The sequence below is a fragment of the Moorena producens 3L genome (assembly GCF_000211815.1).
GTDB classification, from domain to species: Bacteria; Cyanobacteriota; Cyanobacteriia; order Cyanobacteriales; family Coleofasciculaceae; genus Moorena; species Moorena producens.
On the sequence record NZ_GL890965.1, the window covers coordinates 61,923 to 77,450 of the forward strand.

General features: G+C 42.7%; 15 protein-coding genes. 3 read left to right on the plus strand and 12 right to left on the minus strand.

Annotation, left to right across the window (positions count from 1 at the left end):
• Positions 1–2: 2 nt before the first annotated feature.
• Together cobA and LYNGBM3L_RS46140 are read right to left on the minus strand one after the other, a co-directional pair.
• Positions 3–1,664, minus strand: a complete 1,662-nt coding sequence (gene cobA, locus LYNGBM3L_RS26675; protein ID WP_008188745.1) for a uroporphyrinogen-III C-methyltransferase — start codon at positions 1,662–1,664, stop codon at positions 3–5.
• On the minus strand, positions 1,661–1,852 hold the full coding sequence (locus LYNGBM3L_RS46140; protein ID WP_044494960.1) for a hypothetical protein: 192 nt from the start codon (positions 1,850–1,852) through the stop codon (positions 1,661–1,663). The genes cobA and LYNGBM3L_RS46140 overlap by 4 nt, the downstream gene beginning before the upstream one ends.
• 975 nt (positions 1,853–2,827) lie before the next feature.
• Here LYNGBM3L_RS46140 and LYNGBM3L_RS26690 point away from each other — a divergent pair.
• The gene (locus LYNGBM3L_RS26690; protein WP_008188763.1) at positions 2,828–3,334 is read left to right on the plus strand and encodes a hypothetical protein; all 507 of its coding nucleotides are present in this window, start codon (positions 2,828–2,830) and stop codon (positions 3,332–3,334) included.
• A 624-nt stretch (positions 3,335–3,958) separates the two neighbouring features.
• On the opposite strand, the gene LYNGBM3L_RS46145 is transcribed toward LYNGBM3L_RS26690, so the two are convergent.
• The gene (locus LYNGBM3L_RS46145) at positions 3,959–4,780 is read right to left on the minus strand and encodes an HIRAN domain-containing protein (RefSeq protein ID WP_008188765.1); all 822 of its coding nucleotides are present in this window, start codon (positions 4,778–4,780) and stop codon (positions 3,959–3,961) included.
• Positions 4,781–4,975: 195 nt separating this feature from the next.
• Complete coding sequence (locus tag LYNGBM3L_RS41825) at positions 4,976–5,191, minus strand: hypothetical protein (protein WP_008188767.1); 216 nt, start codon at positions 5,189–5,191, stop codon at positions 4,976–4,978.
• Positions 5,192–5,361: 170 nt separating this feature from the next.
• On the opposite strand from LYNGBM3L_RS41825, the gene LYNGBM3L_RS44395 reads away from it, so the two are divergent.
• Positions 5,362–5,502, plus strand: coding sequence for a hypothetical protein (locus LYNGBM3L_RS44395; RefSeq protein WP_008188768.1), 141 nt, complete (start codon positions 5,362–5,364; stop codon positions 5,500–5,502).
• Here LYNGBM3L_RS44395 and LYNGBM3L_RS26710 read toward each other — a convergent pair.
• From LYNGBM3L_RS26710 to LYNGBM3L_RS46150, 6 genes are all read right to left on the minus strand, one after another.
• Positions 5,493–6,854, minus strand: a complete 1,362-nt coding sequence (locus LYNGBM3L_RS26710) for an FG-GAP repeat domain-containing protein (RefSeq protein ID WP_008188769.1) — start codon at positions 6,852–6,854, stop codon at positions 5,493–5,495. The genes LYNGBM3L_RS44395 and LYNGBM3L_RS26710 overlap by 10 nt on opposite strands.
• Positions 6,855–7,573: 719 nt before the next feature.
• Entirely contained in the window at positions 7,574–8,020 is a 447-nt protein-coding gene (locus LYNGBM3L_RS26715) for a hypothetical protein (RefSeq protein WP_008188770.1), read from the minus strand.
• A 292-nt stretch (positions 8,021–8,312) separates the two neighbouring features.
• Positions 8,313–8,441: a hypothetical protein gene (locus tag LYNGBM3L_RS49030; protein ID WP_008188771.1), complete on the minus strand. Its 129-nt coding sequence runs from the start codon at positions 8,439–8,441 to the stop codon at positions 8,313–8,315.
• A 24-nt stretch (positions 8,442–8,465) separates the two neighbouring features.
• Complete coding sequence (locus LYNGBM3L_RS26720) at positions 8,466–9,422, minus strand: alpha/beta fold hydrolase (protein WP_008188772.1); 957 nt, start codon at positions 9,420–9,422, stop codon at positions 8,466–8,468.
• 49 nt (positions 9,423–9,471) lie between these two features.
• Positions 9,472–9,678 carry a hypothetical protein gene (locus tag LYNGBM3L_RS41830; protein WP_131827073.1) on the minus strand — a complete coding sequence of 69 codons (207 nt, stop codon included), beginning with the start codon at positions 9,676–9,678 and terminating at the stop codon, positions 9,472–9,474.
• Between the two features lie 954 nt (positions 9,679–10,632).
• The gene (locus LYNGBM3L_RS46150; protein ID WP_044494964.1) at positions 10,633–10,824 is read right to left on the minus strand and encodes a hypothetical protein; all 192 of its coding nucleotides are present in this window, start codon (positions 10,822–10,824) and stop codon (positions 10,633–10,635) included.
• A 990-nt stretch (positions 10,825–11,814) separates the two neighbouring features.
• On the opposite strand from LYNGBM3L_RS46150, the gene LYNGBM3L_RS26730 reads away from it, so the two are divergent.
• A complete protein-coding gene (locus LYNGBM3L_RS26730; protein ID WP_008188774.1) occupies positions 11,815–12,042 on the plus strand; it encodes a hypothetical protein in 228 nt (75 codons plus the stop codon).
• A gap of 143 nt (positions 12,043–12,185) precedes the next feature.
• Here the strand turns inward: LYNGBM3L_RS26730 and LYNGBM3L_RS26735 are convergent, their stop codons facing one another.
• Together LYNGBM3L_RS26735 and LYNGBM3L_RS26740 are read right to left on the minus strand one after the other, a co-directional pair.
• Positions 12,186–12,974, minus strand: coding sequence for an HIRAN domain-containing protein (locus LYNGBM3L_RS26735; RefSeq protein ID WP_008188775.1), 789 nt, complete (start codon positions 12,972–12,974; stop codon positions 12,186–12,188).
• 1,444 nt (positions 12,975–14,418) lie between these two features.
• A complete protein-coding gene (locus LYNGBM3L_RS26740; protein WP_008188777.1) occupies positions 14,419–15,405 on the minus strand; it encodes a hypothetical protein in 987 nt (328 codons plus the stop codon).
• Positions 15,406–15,528: the final 123 nt, after the last annotated feature.

Below are 15,528 nucleotides of genomic sequence, written 5' to 3' on the forward strand. Positions count from 1 at the left end.
CATTATCTCTGCTTTTCTGTCTTTCCCCCTCTCCCAGTCTCCCATGCCACAATCGCCTCAGTTAAACCTTCTAAAGTATATTCAACTGCTTCTACATCTACCCTGCCTAGCAACTGGCGACAGCTTTCGGATGTTTGGGGACCAATCGAAGCGATACAGACATTGTCTAAAAGGGAATGGAGAGTTTTTAAGGGTGGAGATTGTTCGCCGTCGGCACTAGAGTAGGCTTGGTTAGTTTCCGTGGAAGAGTTAAAAGCTTGTTTGAGAAGTTTGTAAAAATTCTTGACGGTTTTAGAACTAGCAAAGGTAACAATATCTATTGCTCTCTGTTGCCAAGCATCTAAAATAGCAGGAGCCATGTAATCTGGACAACCAGACTCATAGGCAGCAACTTCTACTACTTGAGCACCTTTTTCCGTTAGTTCTTTTACTAATACTTCTCGCCCACCGGTTTCCACTCGGGGGAAAAGCACTTGTTTGTTAGTTAAAGACTCTGGAAAATGTTCCACCAAAGAATCAGCCACAAAGTTTGGTGGGATAAAGTCCGGTTGTAAATTGTGTTGTTTCAGACTCGCGGCAGTTTTCTTACCCACCACAGCAATCTTAATCCCGACTAAGGCACGGGCATCTTTGCCATTATCCAGTAATCGTTTAAAAAAGTAATCGACCCCATTGCTAGAGGTGAGAATCAACCAATCGAAGTTAGCGAGATTAGCGATCGCATAATCTAATCCAGCCCAACTGGAAGGAGGCGTAATCACCAAGGTGGGCATTTCGATAATAGTCGCTCCTTGTTGTGCCAGGAGCTGGTTAAATTTTTGGGATTGACTAGCGGAACGGGTAACTAAGACAGTTTTTCCAGTAAGCGCCTTAGTAGTTGCCGTTGCCCCTTGAACCTTGTCTTGATAACCTTCACTCTGCGACTGGTCTTGATCAGCTAATCCCATAGATGCCCTTAACCCCACTACTTCACCAACTACAATTACCACAGGAGAGAGGGAGATACCAAGGGTTTGGTTTACAATAGTGCTTAAAGTACCCAGCCAAACCTGTTGCTGGGGGCGTCCACCATTCCGAATCAGAGCAATGGGAGTCTGATGCGATCGCCCATAGCGTTGCAGCTGTTGGACAATTTCTGCTAGATGACGCCCTCCCATTAAAATCGCCAAGGTGTCAATTCTTGCTAGTGCTTCCCAATCTAGTTGCTCTGGCTGATGAGCAGTGACAACGGCAAAGCATTTGCTCAAAACTGAATCTGTTAAAGGAATTCCGGCTAGTAAGGGAGCGGCTAGGGCTGAGGAAATGCCTGGTATCACTTCAAACTGACACTCAGCAGCAATCAATGCCTGAATTTCTGAGCTAGAGCGCCCGAAAATAAACGGGTCACCACTTTTTAGCCTTACGACTTGCTTGCCTTGTCGGCATTGGTCTACTAGTAGTTGGTTAATCCTAGCTTGGGGTGTAGAAGGGCGTCCACCCCGTTTCCCTACATGGAACAGTTGACAATCACAGGGCACCAGTTGCAATAAAAGGGAATCTACGAGAGCATCATAGACCAACACTTGAGCTTGAGTCAGCAGTTGTTGCCCCCTTACGGTTAAGTAGTTAACATCTCCTGGACCAGCACCTACGATGTAAATTTTTCCCTTTTTGTGATTAGTCATTCCTCTTGCTCAATCGGCACACTTATATCGAAAACTATTAGAAACTTAGCATCAGGCACCAGCTGTTTCAGGGTCTGCAAATAACCTTTGGCATCATAACAGTTGCGGAACCGAGCGAAAACGACTGGTGGCATCGGTGGTAATAGCCTAATCATGACCCATGGGTATAGGCTTGGACTATCGGACATAATATGAAGTTATCTCCTTTACTTTAAGGGGTACCCAGAGCCAGCCTTCGCCCTTGCAAGTACGTCAGGCTGGCTCTTCCCGTGGATTTGAATGTCCACGGTTTCATTGTAACATAAAAATCTGCATATTATAGCATATTTTAAAAACTTTTGTAACAAATTATTGAAAGAGTCGGCAGAGGTACAGTTTGATCGAATTGGGAAGTTTGTTCGGGTAGCGTGGCCTACGGCCAGGGAAAGAATACCCCATCCTCCAAAATCAGAAGCGTTTAGATGGAGGGGAACAGGAATGGAACCAAGTTGACTTATAAATTTGTCTGTTATAGTACTTAGTTCCCATGATAGGAATGCAGACATTGCTAATACCGAAAATATTCAAGCTCCGATAATACCCAGTTTCTCTGATGAATTTATTTGTCCCGGTAAACCCAGTTACCAGTCTTAAAAACAATGTTATAAACAACGCAAAGTAGCGGATTATCTATTGAGGATTTCGGCTCTAATGGCAATATATTGGTGCATCTCATATTTGTAAAAAAGAAGGGGAGTGTGGGGCCTGGGCGCGGGGAGTGTGGGAAGTGTGGGAATTTTCGCGGGAATTTTTGCCTAATTCCAAAAGCGATGCAGCGCGGTCTTACAGATAAATAGTTGACTTGTGATTGTGATCCGTGTTAAATTCAGCCGGTTGATCATTCAGGAGGGCAATCACTTTGTTGATAAGCAATCAATAGCTCCAGAGAAAACCGAAGGAAGACCCAACCCAAAAAACCGATCCGGGATGCAAACCCCATCCAACATGGGGGCGTCTACCTCCCAGTAGCAATTGATAGTGATGGGATATCCGTGCCACCCACGCTCTTGCACGTTCGCATTCTTAGAACCGATAGCACAGAGGAAAACCGTGGAGCCCGCATTGGTAAATGAGAATGCCGTCAGTCAGATATTGTTTGATAACCAAAAAGAGAGCAAAAAGAAATGACGAATAGAATCGGCCAAGCAAAACAAATAGTAGCAGCGTTTATCCTGGGTATGTTACTGCTATTCACCGAAGGGTGTGCGGTAGAGGGCGACTTCTCCGGATCCCTAATTCCGGGCGACTCCTCCCGACCCCTAATTCCGGTGAGTTCGTTACACCTGGAGAACGGTAAATACGAATATGTCGATAGAGGTTTTAATCCCCCAGTAAGTAGCATAGATTTCTTTTCAAATTCCAGCATAACCATAACGAGCGAAGATGGATGTGCCGATCAACTTTACACAATCAATGCCACCCTGGGAGGAATGCCACTCATCCCCCAAGGGCTAACAACAATACAATGTGGAATACCAAAGGTATTAGGACAAGATCTAAGCATCCCCCTCAATACAGGCAAAGTAGCCCTCAGTATAGGTAAACCAGGCCTAAGAATTACAGTACAGAGCAATAAAGGCAAAGATGAGGATATAAAAATCATCGAACAAAGTCACTATATCCTACACTGACCTTGACGGGAGCATCCCATTTTGGAAAAAAGGGGAAACTTATTGGCGATTATAACTCGCCAATAATAACCTAACTTAGATATTTTCTTGCTCCGAGTCGAAAGAAATATCTAGGGCATGTCGTCAGTTAAGCCAGATGACGGAAGCGGCGAGATGAATGGCTCCGATGAAAATTGCGAGCTGTTTTATCATAGGGAGTTGCATTTTTCGACGCCATGTGGTAATTAATTCTCAGAACTGAACTTCTGATCACTGGTAATTACCCCCGTGTAAAGGCGGGTCCAAAGGAGCATCGCTTCTAGTTTCCCCCGATCACTGGGAAAACCCACTGGAGAAAGGTTTTAGGGGGTGAGGTTTTATTCGTATGAAATCAAAAACGCCTAATATCTGGACGGTAGAAGGGGTAATGCGATCGCGCTTCTTTGAAGGAGTATTATTTACATCGGGCAAACCAAGTTTTTCGACTTTTCTTTTTCCTTAGTTAACGGCTGATAGGTCTTGTGAGCATAGGGCTCATATCCCTCAAAACCTGAATAAGTCATCTTACACAATAACCGAGACTTGAGCGGAGAAGGAGGTAAATTTACCGTAAGCATTCAGCAGTCAGCCGTCAGCCGTCAGCCGTCAGCCATTCGCTACGCGAACAGTAGTGTGGCCATAAGCCATAAGCCATAAGCCTTTAGCTGATAGCTGATAGCTGATAGCTGATAGCTGATAGCTGATAGCTGATAGCTGATAGCTGATAGCTGATAGCTGATAGCTGATAGCTGATAGCTGATAGCTGATAGCTGAATGCTTACAATTTACCTTTGCTACTTTCACTTCTACTAAACCTGGATCATGCCTTAAAATATCAAGTAGATCCTGTGACAAGTAGCGGGGACAATACCCTAGGTGATAATGATCTTTTGTGGTTAAAGCTAAAGCCTTATTGTCATAAGAATTATGAAACTCGTGACATAACCACAAAGGATCACCGACTTGTAGCTGTTTTATGCGCTCCATAGAACACTCTGGTAAGTGACGCAAACCATGTACTAGAAAACAAAGGTGGTATTTCCCGTCACTGTCGAGGTCTGGATAAGGGAAAACTTGAAAATTATCTGTTTGTCGATTTCCTTCGCTCCTTCCTAAAAATTCCATCACATCAACACTCTCGGCTGATAACTTGAGCCGGTCTAGATGCTTTTGGTAATCTGGACGCGAGGGTGACATAACTCGGTTGGCAAAAAACGCAAACAACTCCGTCGAACGATAGGTCTTATCCCACTCTGGGAAAGACATTAGAGGCTCAAACCCAAATTTTTTTTGCGCTTCCTTTGCACCTTCTATATAAACAAAAGTGTAATTTTTTCCATTAAATGTCAATCGACCCACTGGGTTCCACGATCGACTTTCATGATCTTGCCAAGCTAAAAATAAAGTTTTTAGGGAAGTGATACTCATAAATTTAATAGACAAAGCAGTCTTTTTTTGTTGGTGAGCAAAATTTTCTTAGCAAAGTCAGATGCTTCTTTTGAGATCCGAAAATCTGGAAATGCCTGTAAAGTTGAATTTATCTGTTGCTCTGAAATTTGCTCAAGACGGTTGAGCCACTCCTGAATAGCTTTAGGATAGTGAGTATTAAGGTATTCAAAAAGTTCAAATGTTTTCAGAGGCTTTAGTGGGAGCTAGATAAATACCTGTTTGAGATGTCTTAGGACGTACAAACCCCCAATTTTCATGATGACGATCACCATTACCAATCCACGCATCTAGCAACAAGTAGCCAACAAACAAATCTCTTGCATCTGTGAAACCATCAGGTACTTTCCATTTAGGGGGGAAGTTAACCGATTTTTTTATAATCGCCTCCATAACCGCTTCAATTGTGTGTTGATAGGCGTTTTGCTTAACCGAAGGGGGATAATCGGGATGAATGCCACTAAGTACTTCATTAACGCGCGTGACAAAGACCCGGTGGGGCTTGCGCCATTAGCAAATACTCTTAATGGCCAAAGCTAAAACAACCGCCAGAAGTAGCCGAGGTGACTGGCTATTCCTGGCGGTGGATTCGGGTCATCGCTAACCGCTACAACAATTTTGGAGTTGCTGGAGTGGGAGACCAACGCCATCACAACTCAGGTGCATTACCAATGCTTGATCAGGTGCAACAAGCTCAACTTTGACAATTCTGTACCCTTTTTTGTTGGTCACGTTGGTCACAAATGTACTGCAATGAACGAACACCAAAGTCACCAGTTATCACCTTAACTCCACCTGCTGGTGCCCACTGATTAATAAAGTTGCTAATTCCGGCATTGGTAACATTAAAGCTGCCATCACCATTGGAAAAAGCCACAGGTATACTACCCCAACCTGGAGCTTGTCGTACCAGGGCTATATCAGTGCGACCATCGCAGTTAAAGTTGCCAGTTATCACCTTAACTCCACCTGTGGGTGCCCACTTATCAATAAAGTTGCTAATTCCGGCATTGGTAACATTAAAGCTGCCATCACCATTGGAAAAAGCCACAGGTATACTACCCCAACCTGGAGCTTGTCGTACCAGGGCGATATCAGTGCGACCATTGCCGTTAAAGTCACCAGTTATCACCTTAACTCCACCTGCTGGTGCCCACTGATTAATAAAGTTGCCAATTCCGACATTGGTAACATTAAAGCTGCCATCACCATTGGAAAAAGCCACAGGTATACTACCCCAACCTGGAGCTTGTCGTACCAGGGCTATATCAGTGCGACCATTGCCGTTAAAGTCGCCAGTTAAAACCTTAACTCCACCTGTGGGTGCCCACTGATCAATAAAGTTGCTAATTCCGGCATTGGTAACATTAAAGCTGCCATCACCATTGGAAAAAGCCACAGGTATACTACCCCAACCTGGAGCTTGTCGTACCAGGGCTATATCAGTGCGACCATTGCCGTTAAAGTCACCAGTTAAAACCTTAACTCCACCTGTGGGTGCCCACTTATCAATAAAGTTGCTAATTCCGGCATTGGTAACATTAAAGCTGCCATCACCATTGGAAAAAGCCACAGGTATACTACCCCAACCTGGAGCTTGTCGTACCAGGGCGATATCGGTGCGACTATCCCCGTTAAAGTCGCCAGTTAAAACCTTAACTCCACCTGTGGGTGCCCACTTATCAATAAAGTTGCTAATTCCGGCATTGGTAACATTAAAGCTACCATCACCTTCGGCAAAAGCCACAGGTATACTACCCCAACCTGGAGCTTGTCTTACCAGGGCGATATCGGTGCGACTATCCCCGTTAAAGTCGCCAGTTAAAACCTTAACTCCACCTGTGGGTGCCCACTTATCAATAAAGTTGCTAATTCCGGCATTGGTAACATTAAAGCTACCATCACCTTCGGCAAAAGCCACAGGTATACTACCCCAACCTGGAGCTTGTCTTACCAGGGCTATATCGGAATAAGCTTGAGCTGGTTTAGCCATTAAAGTAAAGGCTAGGGTTATAGTACAAATAATTGTACTTAGACGCCTTACCCAGGTTTTCATGTTATTCACCTTTTAGTTTTGAAATGTTGGTTCTTAAATACTTACTAAGCCAAACTAACAATTAAATGGAATAGAGGCAAGGTAGCTGATTCGATCAGTCGGGTGCTAGAGCGTCCAGTGGCTCTTTCCTACTCCCCAACAGTTGCAGCCAGCCGGAAGACTATGGCAATTCCATGATTAACCAATTGTCAACCGCACCTTTGAGAATATTGAATAGTTGGAGCAGGTAATTTTCGCTGTTGTGTTTTACTCAAGCACTGCGACTTTATTCGTGGTCTGACCCATTTTTATTGGTGCCAGGCAGCTGAGGGGGTGATATAATTTCCGGTTGAATACTTACACTTTGGCCAAAGCAAGGCAGAGGGTACCCACCCCTAACCCCTCCCAGGAGGGGAATGGCAGAAGGCAGAAGTAAAGGAGTAAGGTTTTAAGAGTAATGGTGTTTTATAACTAATTATCCGGACATGATATGACATGAGCCCCAAAAAACTTACTCTATAAGGCTTTGATGCCAATGGGCTCATGGAAGATACAGTCCCAAATTAACCCTTAATTAATTTTATGGAAGCTAAAACCCTTATAACATAGTCCAAAGTCAGCCCAAAACAGAATGTATATTTCAGGTGCGACCCGTGGCGAATTTAATTCGACGACTGTAAGCGCACCTGAAGTCAATTATGGCCTGAACTCCTTACTGGGTAATAATTTCAGCTGGCATGTCACCCCCCCAGCGCCCCGTCAGGTACAATAGCATTGCGAAACTCATCATACCTATCTGATAATTCTTCCTCCTTTTCAGTAAGGATATCTATTGCTTCCTCTTCGTCTTCGCTCAACTCTTCTAAGGGTATGGCCGCTAGTAGCGTTCGCTCTTCTAGTACTCCAATCATTCCGAACAATTGATCGCGATAAGCGTCAAAAAAATCTACATCATATAGGTTAGCTAGAACAGCAGCCCGCCGCTTTTTCCCTTTCTTCCTTGCTTTCTTGATCTTCTTTCGCTGCTTTTGAGAGCGATGGTATTTATCATCCCCCATCCCAGAGTGAACGGGAAACTCTCCTTTCACTTCTTGGTAAATGAATGGTAAATCACAAAAGAAAAACTCTTTCTCGTCCTGACCTAGGCGATATCCAGACATCTGAATGATACAATCAGCGGTAAGCATTTGCTCTTCTACGTTTGATACTATTGAGACTATGAAACAAGTGATGGGTGCATCTCATTTTTGCTGTTTGACACCGTGGTGCGTTACGGGGCGGGCTATCCAAACCCTGGCTACGAGGCAGAAAATGAGGCCCCCCTAACGCACCCTACGCAACTTTTTTACAAATATGAGATGCACCCCAAGTAATCGCATCCAAATGGGTGCGATGCACTGGTCTTTGTTGATTAACATTGGTAAAGGTCTAATGCTAGTTGGACATCCAGTAACTCACATCCTGGGTTAATCGGTACAGTTACTTTGCATTTATAGCGTTTCTCTTAGCTATGAGGTACACATTATTTTTTACCTCTTCCCTCTTCCCTCTTCCCTCTTCCCTGCTCCGAAGTCCCTGCTCCCTAAAAACCATAACTTTGTACCTCATGGGTATAAGACTTGCTATATACTACTACTCAAACCTAGAAATAGCATCTCCGACAACTTTTACAAACTCATAGGTTGACTCATAAGGCAAAACATTACGACCAGGAATTTTACGACCTTCACTTTGAGGAAGATGCTTGATATACTGAGCTAGTCGGTCTTCTGGTGTTTCAGATTTTCCCAGCTTACTAATACTTGAAGCTTGCTCTCCTACTACTACTAGGGTAGGTTGAGAAGTATTAGCGATCGCTTGTTGATAGTTTTGTCGCCAAAAGCCAGCTAAAAAAGAAAAAACTGCGTAGCGGCTAGCTGGATTAATTGCTCCCTTTTGGAGATTATCTAACCATTGGTTATCTACTATAGAACTCTCAGCAAACAGTTTATCTTTCGAAAACTTTTGTAGGAATTGACGGCGACGAGCATAACGAAAGAAGGCACTACCTAAAGGAGATTCGAGGAGATTCCAAGCAACTCGCTGCTGCCAGTATTGAGTTTCTGCTGTCATCAGAGACCAAGACGGAGGACCTGAGAGTACTAACCCTTGAATATAATTTGGTTCAGTTTGCTTTTGGATCAAGGTAAGTGCCACAGGTAATAAAGCCCCTTGCACTAGCAGAATCACCGGTTTTTTGACTACAGTTGTTAAAAAATATTGTAACTGGTCAGCCCAATCGATCGGGTAGTAAGCAAGAGGGGGCATTTCGCTTTCGCCACATCCTAGCAAGTCGGGATTATAAATTAGATGACCATGGCCAGTGTTCAACCACTCCTGGCAAAAGCGATGCCAAAAAAAGCGTGATAGTCCAACACCGATAGGATGGACTAATAGTAGAGGAGTTTTCGTCTTAGCACTTTCATCTGTTGGGGTATAGACTTCATAGGCACAACGGTAATTATGCCAAGTGTAGAATTCTTCTTTATTTAAGGATGTTTGCCAATTATCTGTATTGGGCGAACTGGAAGTAGAAGAGTTCAATGCCATCTCAAATCCATCAAAAGTATTGTGGGTATTATAGTACGTTGTTATCTGCTCAAGATCTGAGTCTAATGGGACTAGGGAAGACTTTTGAAAAGGACAGCATGGGTGGCATGGGAGTCGCAATCACCGACACCCAATTTGCCAGAGAAAGTAAGGCAAAAAAAAGATCGCACTCCCAATACTCAGGATGCGATCGCGTAGCGTGGCCTACGGCCAATCGCATTTCTAGGGATCTGAGAGGTTGTCTGAGAAGTCTCATTTGCTACATATAAGNNCNCNCNCTCTCTCTACTACTACTACTACGTACGTACGTACGTACGTACGTACGTACGTACGTACGTACGTACGTACGTACGTACGTACGTACGTACGTACGTACGTACGTACGTACGTACGTACGTACGTACGTACTACGTACGTACGTACGTACGTACGTACGTTACGTTACGTTACGTTACGTTACGTTACGTACGTTACGTTACGTAGTACGTAGTAGTAGTAGTAGTAGTACGTAGTACGTAGTAGTACGTAGTAGTACGTACGTAACGTAACGTACGTACGTAGTACGTACTACGTACTACTACGTATAGTAGTAGTAGTAGTAGTAGTAGTAGTAGTACGTACGTACGTACGTACGTACGTACGTAACGTAACGTAACGTAACGTAACGTAACGTAACGGTAACGGTAACGGTAACGGTAACGGTAACGGTAACGTAACGTAACGTAACGTAACGTACGGTAACGTAACGGTAACGGTAACCGTAACCGTAACCGTAAACCGTAACCGTAACCGTAAACCGTAAACCGTAAACCGTAAACCGTAACCGTAACGTAACGTAACGTAACGTAACGTAAACGTAAACGTAAACGTAAACGTAACGTAACCGTACCGTACGTACCGTACGTACGTACGTACGTACGTACGTACGTACGTACGTACGTACGTACGTACGTACGTACGTACGTACGTACGTACGTACGTACGTACGTACGTACGTACGTACGTACGTACGTACGTACGTACGTACGTACGTACTACGTACGTACGTACGTACGTACGTACGTACGTACGTACGTACGTACGTTACGTACGTACGTACGTACGTACGTACGTCGTCGTCGCGNGNGNGGNGCAAAATTTAGTATCAAAAAACTTTTCAGATATCCTCTGACTCCCGATCTCCCCACCCTTCCCACCCTTGCAACACTCCCTATTCCTCTGGCTCCATCGGCACACTTATATCGAAAATAATTAGAAACTTAGCATTAGGCACCAGCTGTTTCAGGGTCTGCAAATAACCTTTGGCATCATAACAGTTGGGGAACCGAGCGAAAACGACTGGTGGCATCGGTGGTAATAGGCGAACCATGACCCATGGGTATAGGCTTGGACGATACGACATAATATGAAGTTATCTCCTTTACTTTAAGGGGTAGCCAGAGCCAGCCTTCGCCCTTGCAAGTACGTCAGGCTGGCTCTTCCCGTGGATTTTATTGTCCACGGTTTGATTGTAACATAAAAAATTGCATATTATAGCATATTTTGAAAAGTTTTGTAAAAAATTATTGAGAGAGTCGGCAGAGGTACAGTTTTATATCATGTTAGGATAATTACCCTTAATAAAAATCTCCCCCATCTCCCCATCCTAAAAAGGGTAGGTTTTTGACAATTAGGAAGAGTCAGAAACAGCGAAAAAGCTATAGTAATTCTACGACTTGTGAGGTACAAATTTCTGGTTTTTAGGGAGCAGGTAGCATTGAGCAGGGAGCAGGGAGGAGGGAAGAGGTAAAAAATAATGTTTACCTCATGAGTCCTATAAACGCTATAAAAGTGTTGAAGGGGGATGGAAACAGGATACTAAAAGTCAGGGATTCTTGATATATCTAAATTTTTTCGGTTCTTCAGTACCTTTTATGCTAAATTTCCAGTTAAAAAACTTATAAAGCTTACTCTAAAAGGGTTCTGAGGCTATTTAACTAACAAAATTTTCTGAATACCGCCTCTTCCCACTACTCCCTGCTCCCTGCTCCCTGCTCCCTTTGCAAAAGTGTTTATTTAAGCACCTACACAGAATTAATTACCTACTTAAAATCTCTATAACCCTTACCCGGCAAGGTTTTGATTATTTTAAAATGTGTAATTAATTTTGTGCACCTGCTTAGCATAACAAGTACGGAAGAGCCATTTTTCCTATTTCAAAAACAGCTTTAGTCTAAACCTCTGCAGCTGCATTCATCCAAAAAAAACTTAGTCAATTATTCTGGTTTTGAATATTTTCACACTTGCCATGCACGAGTTAGTGGGTTTATAAAAACTAAAGGGAGCAAGTCAAGGTTACAGCATATTCTGCATGTATGACTTTCTCCCTAAACTTAACTACTTTTGATTTCTCATGTTACCATCCCAGAACTTCGATTCCAACAACCTTGAAGCTAATCAGCTTTTAGGTACTTCAACTGCTGTGTTAAATCCAGATACATCTTCAGGTACTGGTCTTCCAGTACTTCCTCTTGTACGAGGTGGAACTGCGGTTGCTTTAGTTATTGCCCTAGCTTTTTTCACGAAAACAGTAATCGAAGCGATTACTAAGTTAGTCAAGGAGGTCAATGATGGCAAGTAAATACTCCGGATTTGGTATTGTTACTTGTTAACTACCAATAGCTTAACATAAAAAATCCCCAACTATTACTTAGGTAGTGGTTGGGGTGATGCTTCGGACCCGCTACGCGATCATAGGAACGCAGTATACTTAAGGAGTATTACTTACATCGGGCAAACCAAGTTTTTCGACTGTTCTTTTTCCTTAGTTAACGGCTGATAGGTCTTGTGAGCATAGGGCTCATATCCCTCGAAACCTGAATAAGTCATCTCACACAATAACCGAGACTTGAGCGGAGAAGGAGGTAAATTTACCTTTGCTACTTTTACTTCTACTAAACCTGGATCATGCCTTAAAATATCAAGTAGATCCTGTGACAAGTAGCGGGGACAATACCCTAGGTGATAATGATCTGCTGTGGTTAACACTAAAGCCTTATTGTCATAAGAATTATGAAACTCGTGACATAACCACAACGGATCACCAACTTGTAGCTGTTTTATGCGGTCCATAGAACACTCTGGTAAATGACGCAAACCATGTACTAGAAAACAAAGGTGGTATTTACCGTCACTGTCGAGGTTTGGAGAAGGGAAAACTTTAAAATTATCTGTTTGTCGATTTCCTTCGCTCCTTGCTAAAAATTCCATCAAATCAAAACTCTGGGCTGATAAGTTGAGCCGGTCTAGATGCTTTTGGTAATCTGGACGCGAGGGTGACATAACTCGGTTGGCAAAAAACGCAAACAACTCCGTCGAACGATAGGTCTTATTCCACTCTGGGAAAGACATTAGAGGCTCAAACCCAAATTTTTTTTGCGCTTCCTTTGCACCTTCTATATAAACAAAGGTGTAAATTTTTCCATTAAATGTCAATCGACCCACCGGGTGCCACGATCGACTTTCATGATCTTGCCAAGCTAAAAATAAAGTTTTTAGGGAAGTGATACTCATAAATTTAATAGACAGAGCAGTCTTTTTTTGTTGGTGAGCAAAATTTTCTTAGCAAAGTCAGATGCTTCTTTTGAGATACGACAATCTGGAAATGCCTGTAAAGTTGAATTTATCTGTTGCTCTGAAATTTGTTCAAGACGGTTGAGCCACTCCTGACTAGCTTTAGGATTAAGAGGGAATAGGGATAAAATTCAGTGTACTTGATAGTTATGCAAAGCGCCGTATTCAATTGAGTATGATAAAACCAAAATTTTTCCTTTGTCCCCATTGTTTCCTAGTCAGAAGTCAGAAGTCAGAAGTCAGAAGTTAGAAGTCAGAAGTCAGAAGTCAGAAGTCAGAAGTCAGAAGTCAGAAGTCAAAAGTAAGCTATGACTAAGTTTCGGAGTTTAGGAGCGATGCAGCAAGGGAACAGGGGGTTTCCCCCATGAGCGACTGCATCAAGACAATGTCAAACACCTTAATGCGTAGTGCTATATTATCCCTCTTCTGTCATTTTGGGACAATCGAACGAATTGGCGTCATTTCAGCCTAGGAAAAATCAGGGTTTGACCCGAGTTTGACAGAAGAGGGGTATATCGAAAATAATTAGAAACTTCGCATCAGGAGCTGTTTCAGGGTCTGCGAATAACCTTTGGCATCATAACAGTTGGGGAAGCGAGCGAAAACGACTGGTGGCATCGGTGGTAATAGGCGAACCATGACCCATGGATATAGGCTTGGACGATGCGACATAATATGAAGTTATCTCCTTTACTTTAAGGGGTAGCCAGAGCCAGCCTTCGCCCTTGCAAGTACGTCAGGCTGGCTCTTCCCGTGGATTTTATTGTCCACGGTTTCATTGTAACACAAAAAAATTAACATTATAGCATATTTTTAAAAGTTTTGTAAAAAATTATTGAGAGAGTCGGCAGAGGTACAGTTCTATAGAATAGGGTAGTTTGTTCGCGTAGCGTGGCCTACGGCCAGGGGAAAAGAATACCCCATCCTCCCAAATCAGAAAGGTTTATATGGAGGGGAACAGGAATGGAACCAAGTTGACTTATAGATTAACCTGTTATAGTACCTAGTTCCCATGATAGGAACGCAGACATTGCTAATACCGAAAATATTCAAGGTCTGATAAGACCCATTAACAGAAATAGAATCACTTTTTGTTTGTTACAAATAAGTCTTGTGTCCGCCTTAGCGCCACTGTTGGAATGACGGCAACGGTATTGGGTTGCACTTAAGTATTGTGTTATCTTGTGTTGGGATCAGGTAGAGTACAGAAAACATTGCCCAAATTAGCCAGACTTTTCTGTTTTCGCGTATTTCATGAAAACTGGGTAATTTAACTATTCTGAGCAATCTAAGAATCGAGAAGGTTAGGAGGTAGTGATAAATTATAATCAATGTTTGTCGGCTTGATTAGGCCATCACTACATGTTTATCACTACCAACATTATTACTGCTCATCAATCCAATCGCTACACAATTCACAACACAAATCGACATCATCTACTGAATTTACCCAACTAGGATACCTAGAATCGTCAATGTCTTTTTCCCACTCGTGCAAAAAGGAAATGTATGGCTGTTCGCATCTAAAACAATAGTTAATTGTGTATTCTGCCAGGCAGTTAAAGCAATGAGCAACTCTAGAGTATTTTGCAGTTGGGTCAGGAACAGCAACTGCTTCCTTGTCACAAATTTCACATGTAAAGTAGTGATAATACCATTTTTCTTTTGGATTTGAAACTGGTATTCCTTCTTTCTTCATGTGCTGAATATAGAATAAACACGCCATAGACAAAGTTCGATAGGTACTTTGACTTTCAAGGTTGCCAATATCGACTCCATCCTCAGAAAGTTCATCTACACGGACTTCATCAAGCTTATCTAGTTCAGTTTTCAGACTCAAATCCAATTCTTCAGACACAAACCTATCTAAAAAAACAAAAGCAGTACCCAAAAACTTTTTAACTTTATCCGAGTCGAGAGCAATTTCTTTGTGTTCGATTGAATTTCTAGCCTTTCGCAAATCATCTAATGCACCACCTAGCTTATATTTCCCTTCGTATTTTCCTGATTTCTGAACTTCTGCATACTGGGACAATTCTACCTTGGCTTCATTAACCAAGAGATCTATAGCTTGATCAGAGCCTATTGTGTAACCATTTTTACGATTTTGATAAATTAATGACTCATTATATTTAGCCAATCTAGCTTTTAGAAAAAGTTCAACAGCGTGGAAAGTATGCAGAATTACATACTTCCAATCTGTTTTCCTTCTTCCATAAAGATGATGCTCAACACCATGCACGAGAGAGTCCATTGCATTCTCTTCAAGGTTTACAATTAGTCTCTGCTGATTTGAGAGCGTCTTATTTTCCATTTCTTGGACTTCGCTGTTAATTAAAATACTGACTCTTTTTAGTTTACCATTTACCATTTACCATTTACCAATTTAATTCGCCTACGGAAAGCGCACCGGCGGGGGAACAAAACTCTTAAAGTCCCCCAAAGTTGGGGGATTTAGGGGGCTTTACCAACTTTAATTCAGCAACGCCGAGAA

Bases quoted from the DNA above. Each gene is read 5' to 3' on its own strand.
- cobA (WP_008188745.1), bottom strand. From the start codon at position 1,664: ATGACTAATCACAAAAAGGGAAAAATTTACATCGTAGGTGCTGGTCCA.
- LYNGBM3L_RS46140 (WP_044494960.1), bottom strand. From the start codon at position 1,852: ATGTCCGATAGTCCAAGCCTATACCCATGGGTCATGATTAGGCTATTA.
- LYNGBM3L_RS26690 (WP_008188763.1), top strand. From the start codon at position 2,828: ATGACGAATAGAATCGGCCAAGCAAAACAAATAGTAGCAGCGTTTATC.
- LYNGBM3L_RS46145 (WP_008188765.1), bottom strand. From the start codon at position 4,780: ATGAGTATCACTTCCCTAAAAACTTTATTTTTAGCTTGGCAAGATCAT.
- LYNGBM3L_RS41825 (WP_008188767.1), bottom strand. From the start codon at position 5,191: ATGGAGGCGATTATAAAAAAATCGGTTAACTTCCCCCCTAAATGGAAA.
- LYNGBM3L_RS26710 (WP_008188769.1), bottom strand. From the start codon at position 6,854: ATGAAAACCTGGGTAAGGCGTCTAAGTACAATTATTTGTACTATAACC.
- LYNGBM3L_RS26715 (WP_008188770.1), bottom strand. From the start codon at position 8,020: ATGCTTACCGCTGATTGTATCATTCAGATGTCTGGATATCGCCTAGGT.
- LYNGBM3L_RS49030 (WP_008188771.1), bottom strand. From the start codon at position 8,441: ATGAGGTACAAAGTTATGGTTTTTAGGGAGCAGGGACTTCGGAGCAGG.
- LYNGBM3L_RS26720 (WP_008188772.1), bottom strand. From the start codon at position 9,422: ATGGCATTGAACTCTTCTACTTCCAGTTCGCCCAATACAGATAATTGG.
- LYNGBM3L_RS41830 (WP_131827073.1), bottom strand. From the start codon at position 9,678: ATGAGACTTCTCAGACAACCTCTCAGATCCCTAGAAATGCGATTGGCC.
- LYNGBM3L_RS46150 (WP_044494964.1), bottom strand. From the start codon at position 10,824: ATGTCGTATCGTCCAAGCCTATACCCATGGGTCATGGTTCGCCTATTA.
- LYNGBM3L_RS26730 (WP_008188774.1), top strand. From the start codon at position 11,815: ATGTTACCATCCCAGAACTTCGATTCCAACAACCTTGAAGCTAATCAG.
- LYNGBM3L_RS26735 (WP_008188775.1), bottom strand. From the start codon at position 12,974: ATGAGTATCACTTCCCTAAAAACTTTATTTTTAGCTTGGCAAGATCAT.
- LYNGBM3L_RS26740 (WP_008188777.1), bottom strand. From the start codon at position 15,405: ATGGTAAATGGTAAACTAAAAAGAGTCAGTATTTTAATTAACAGCGAA.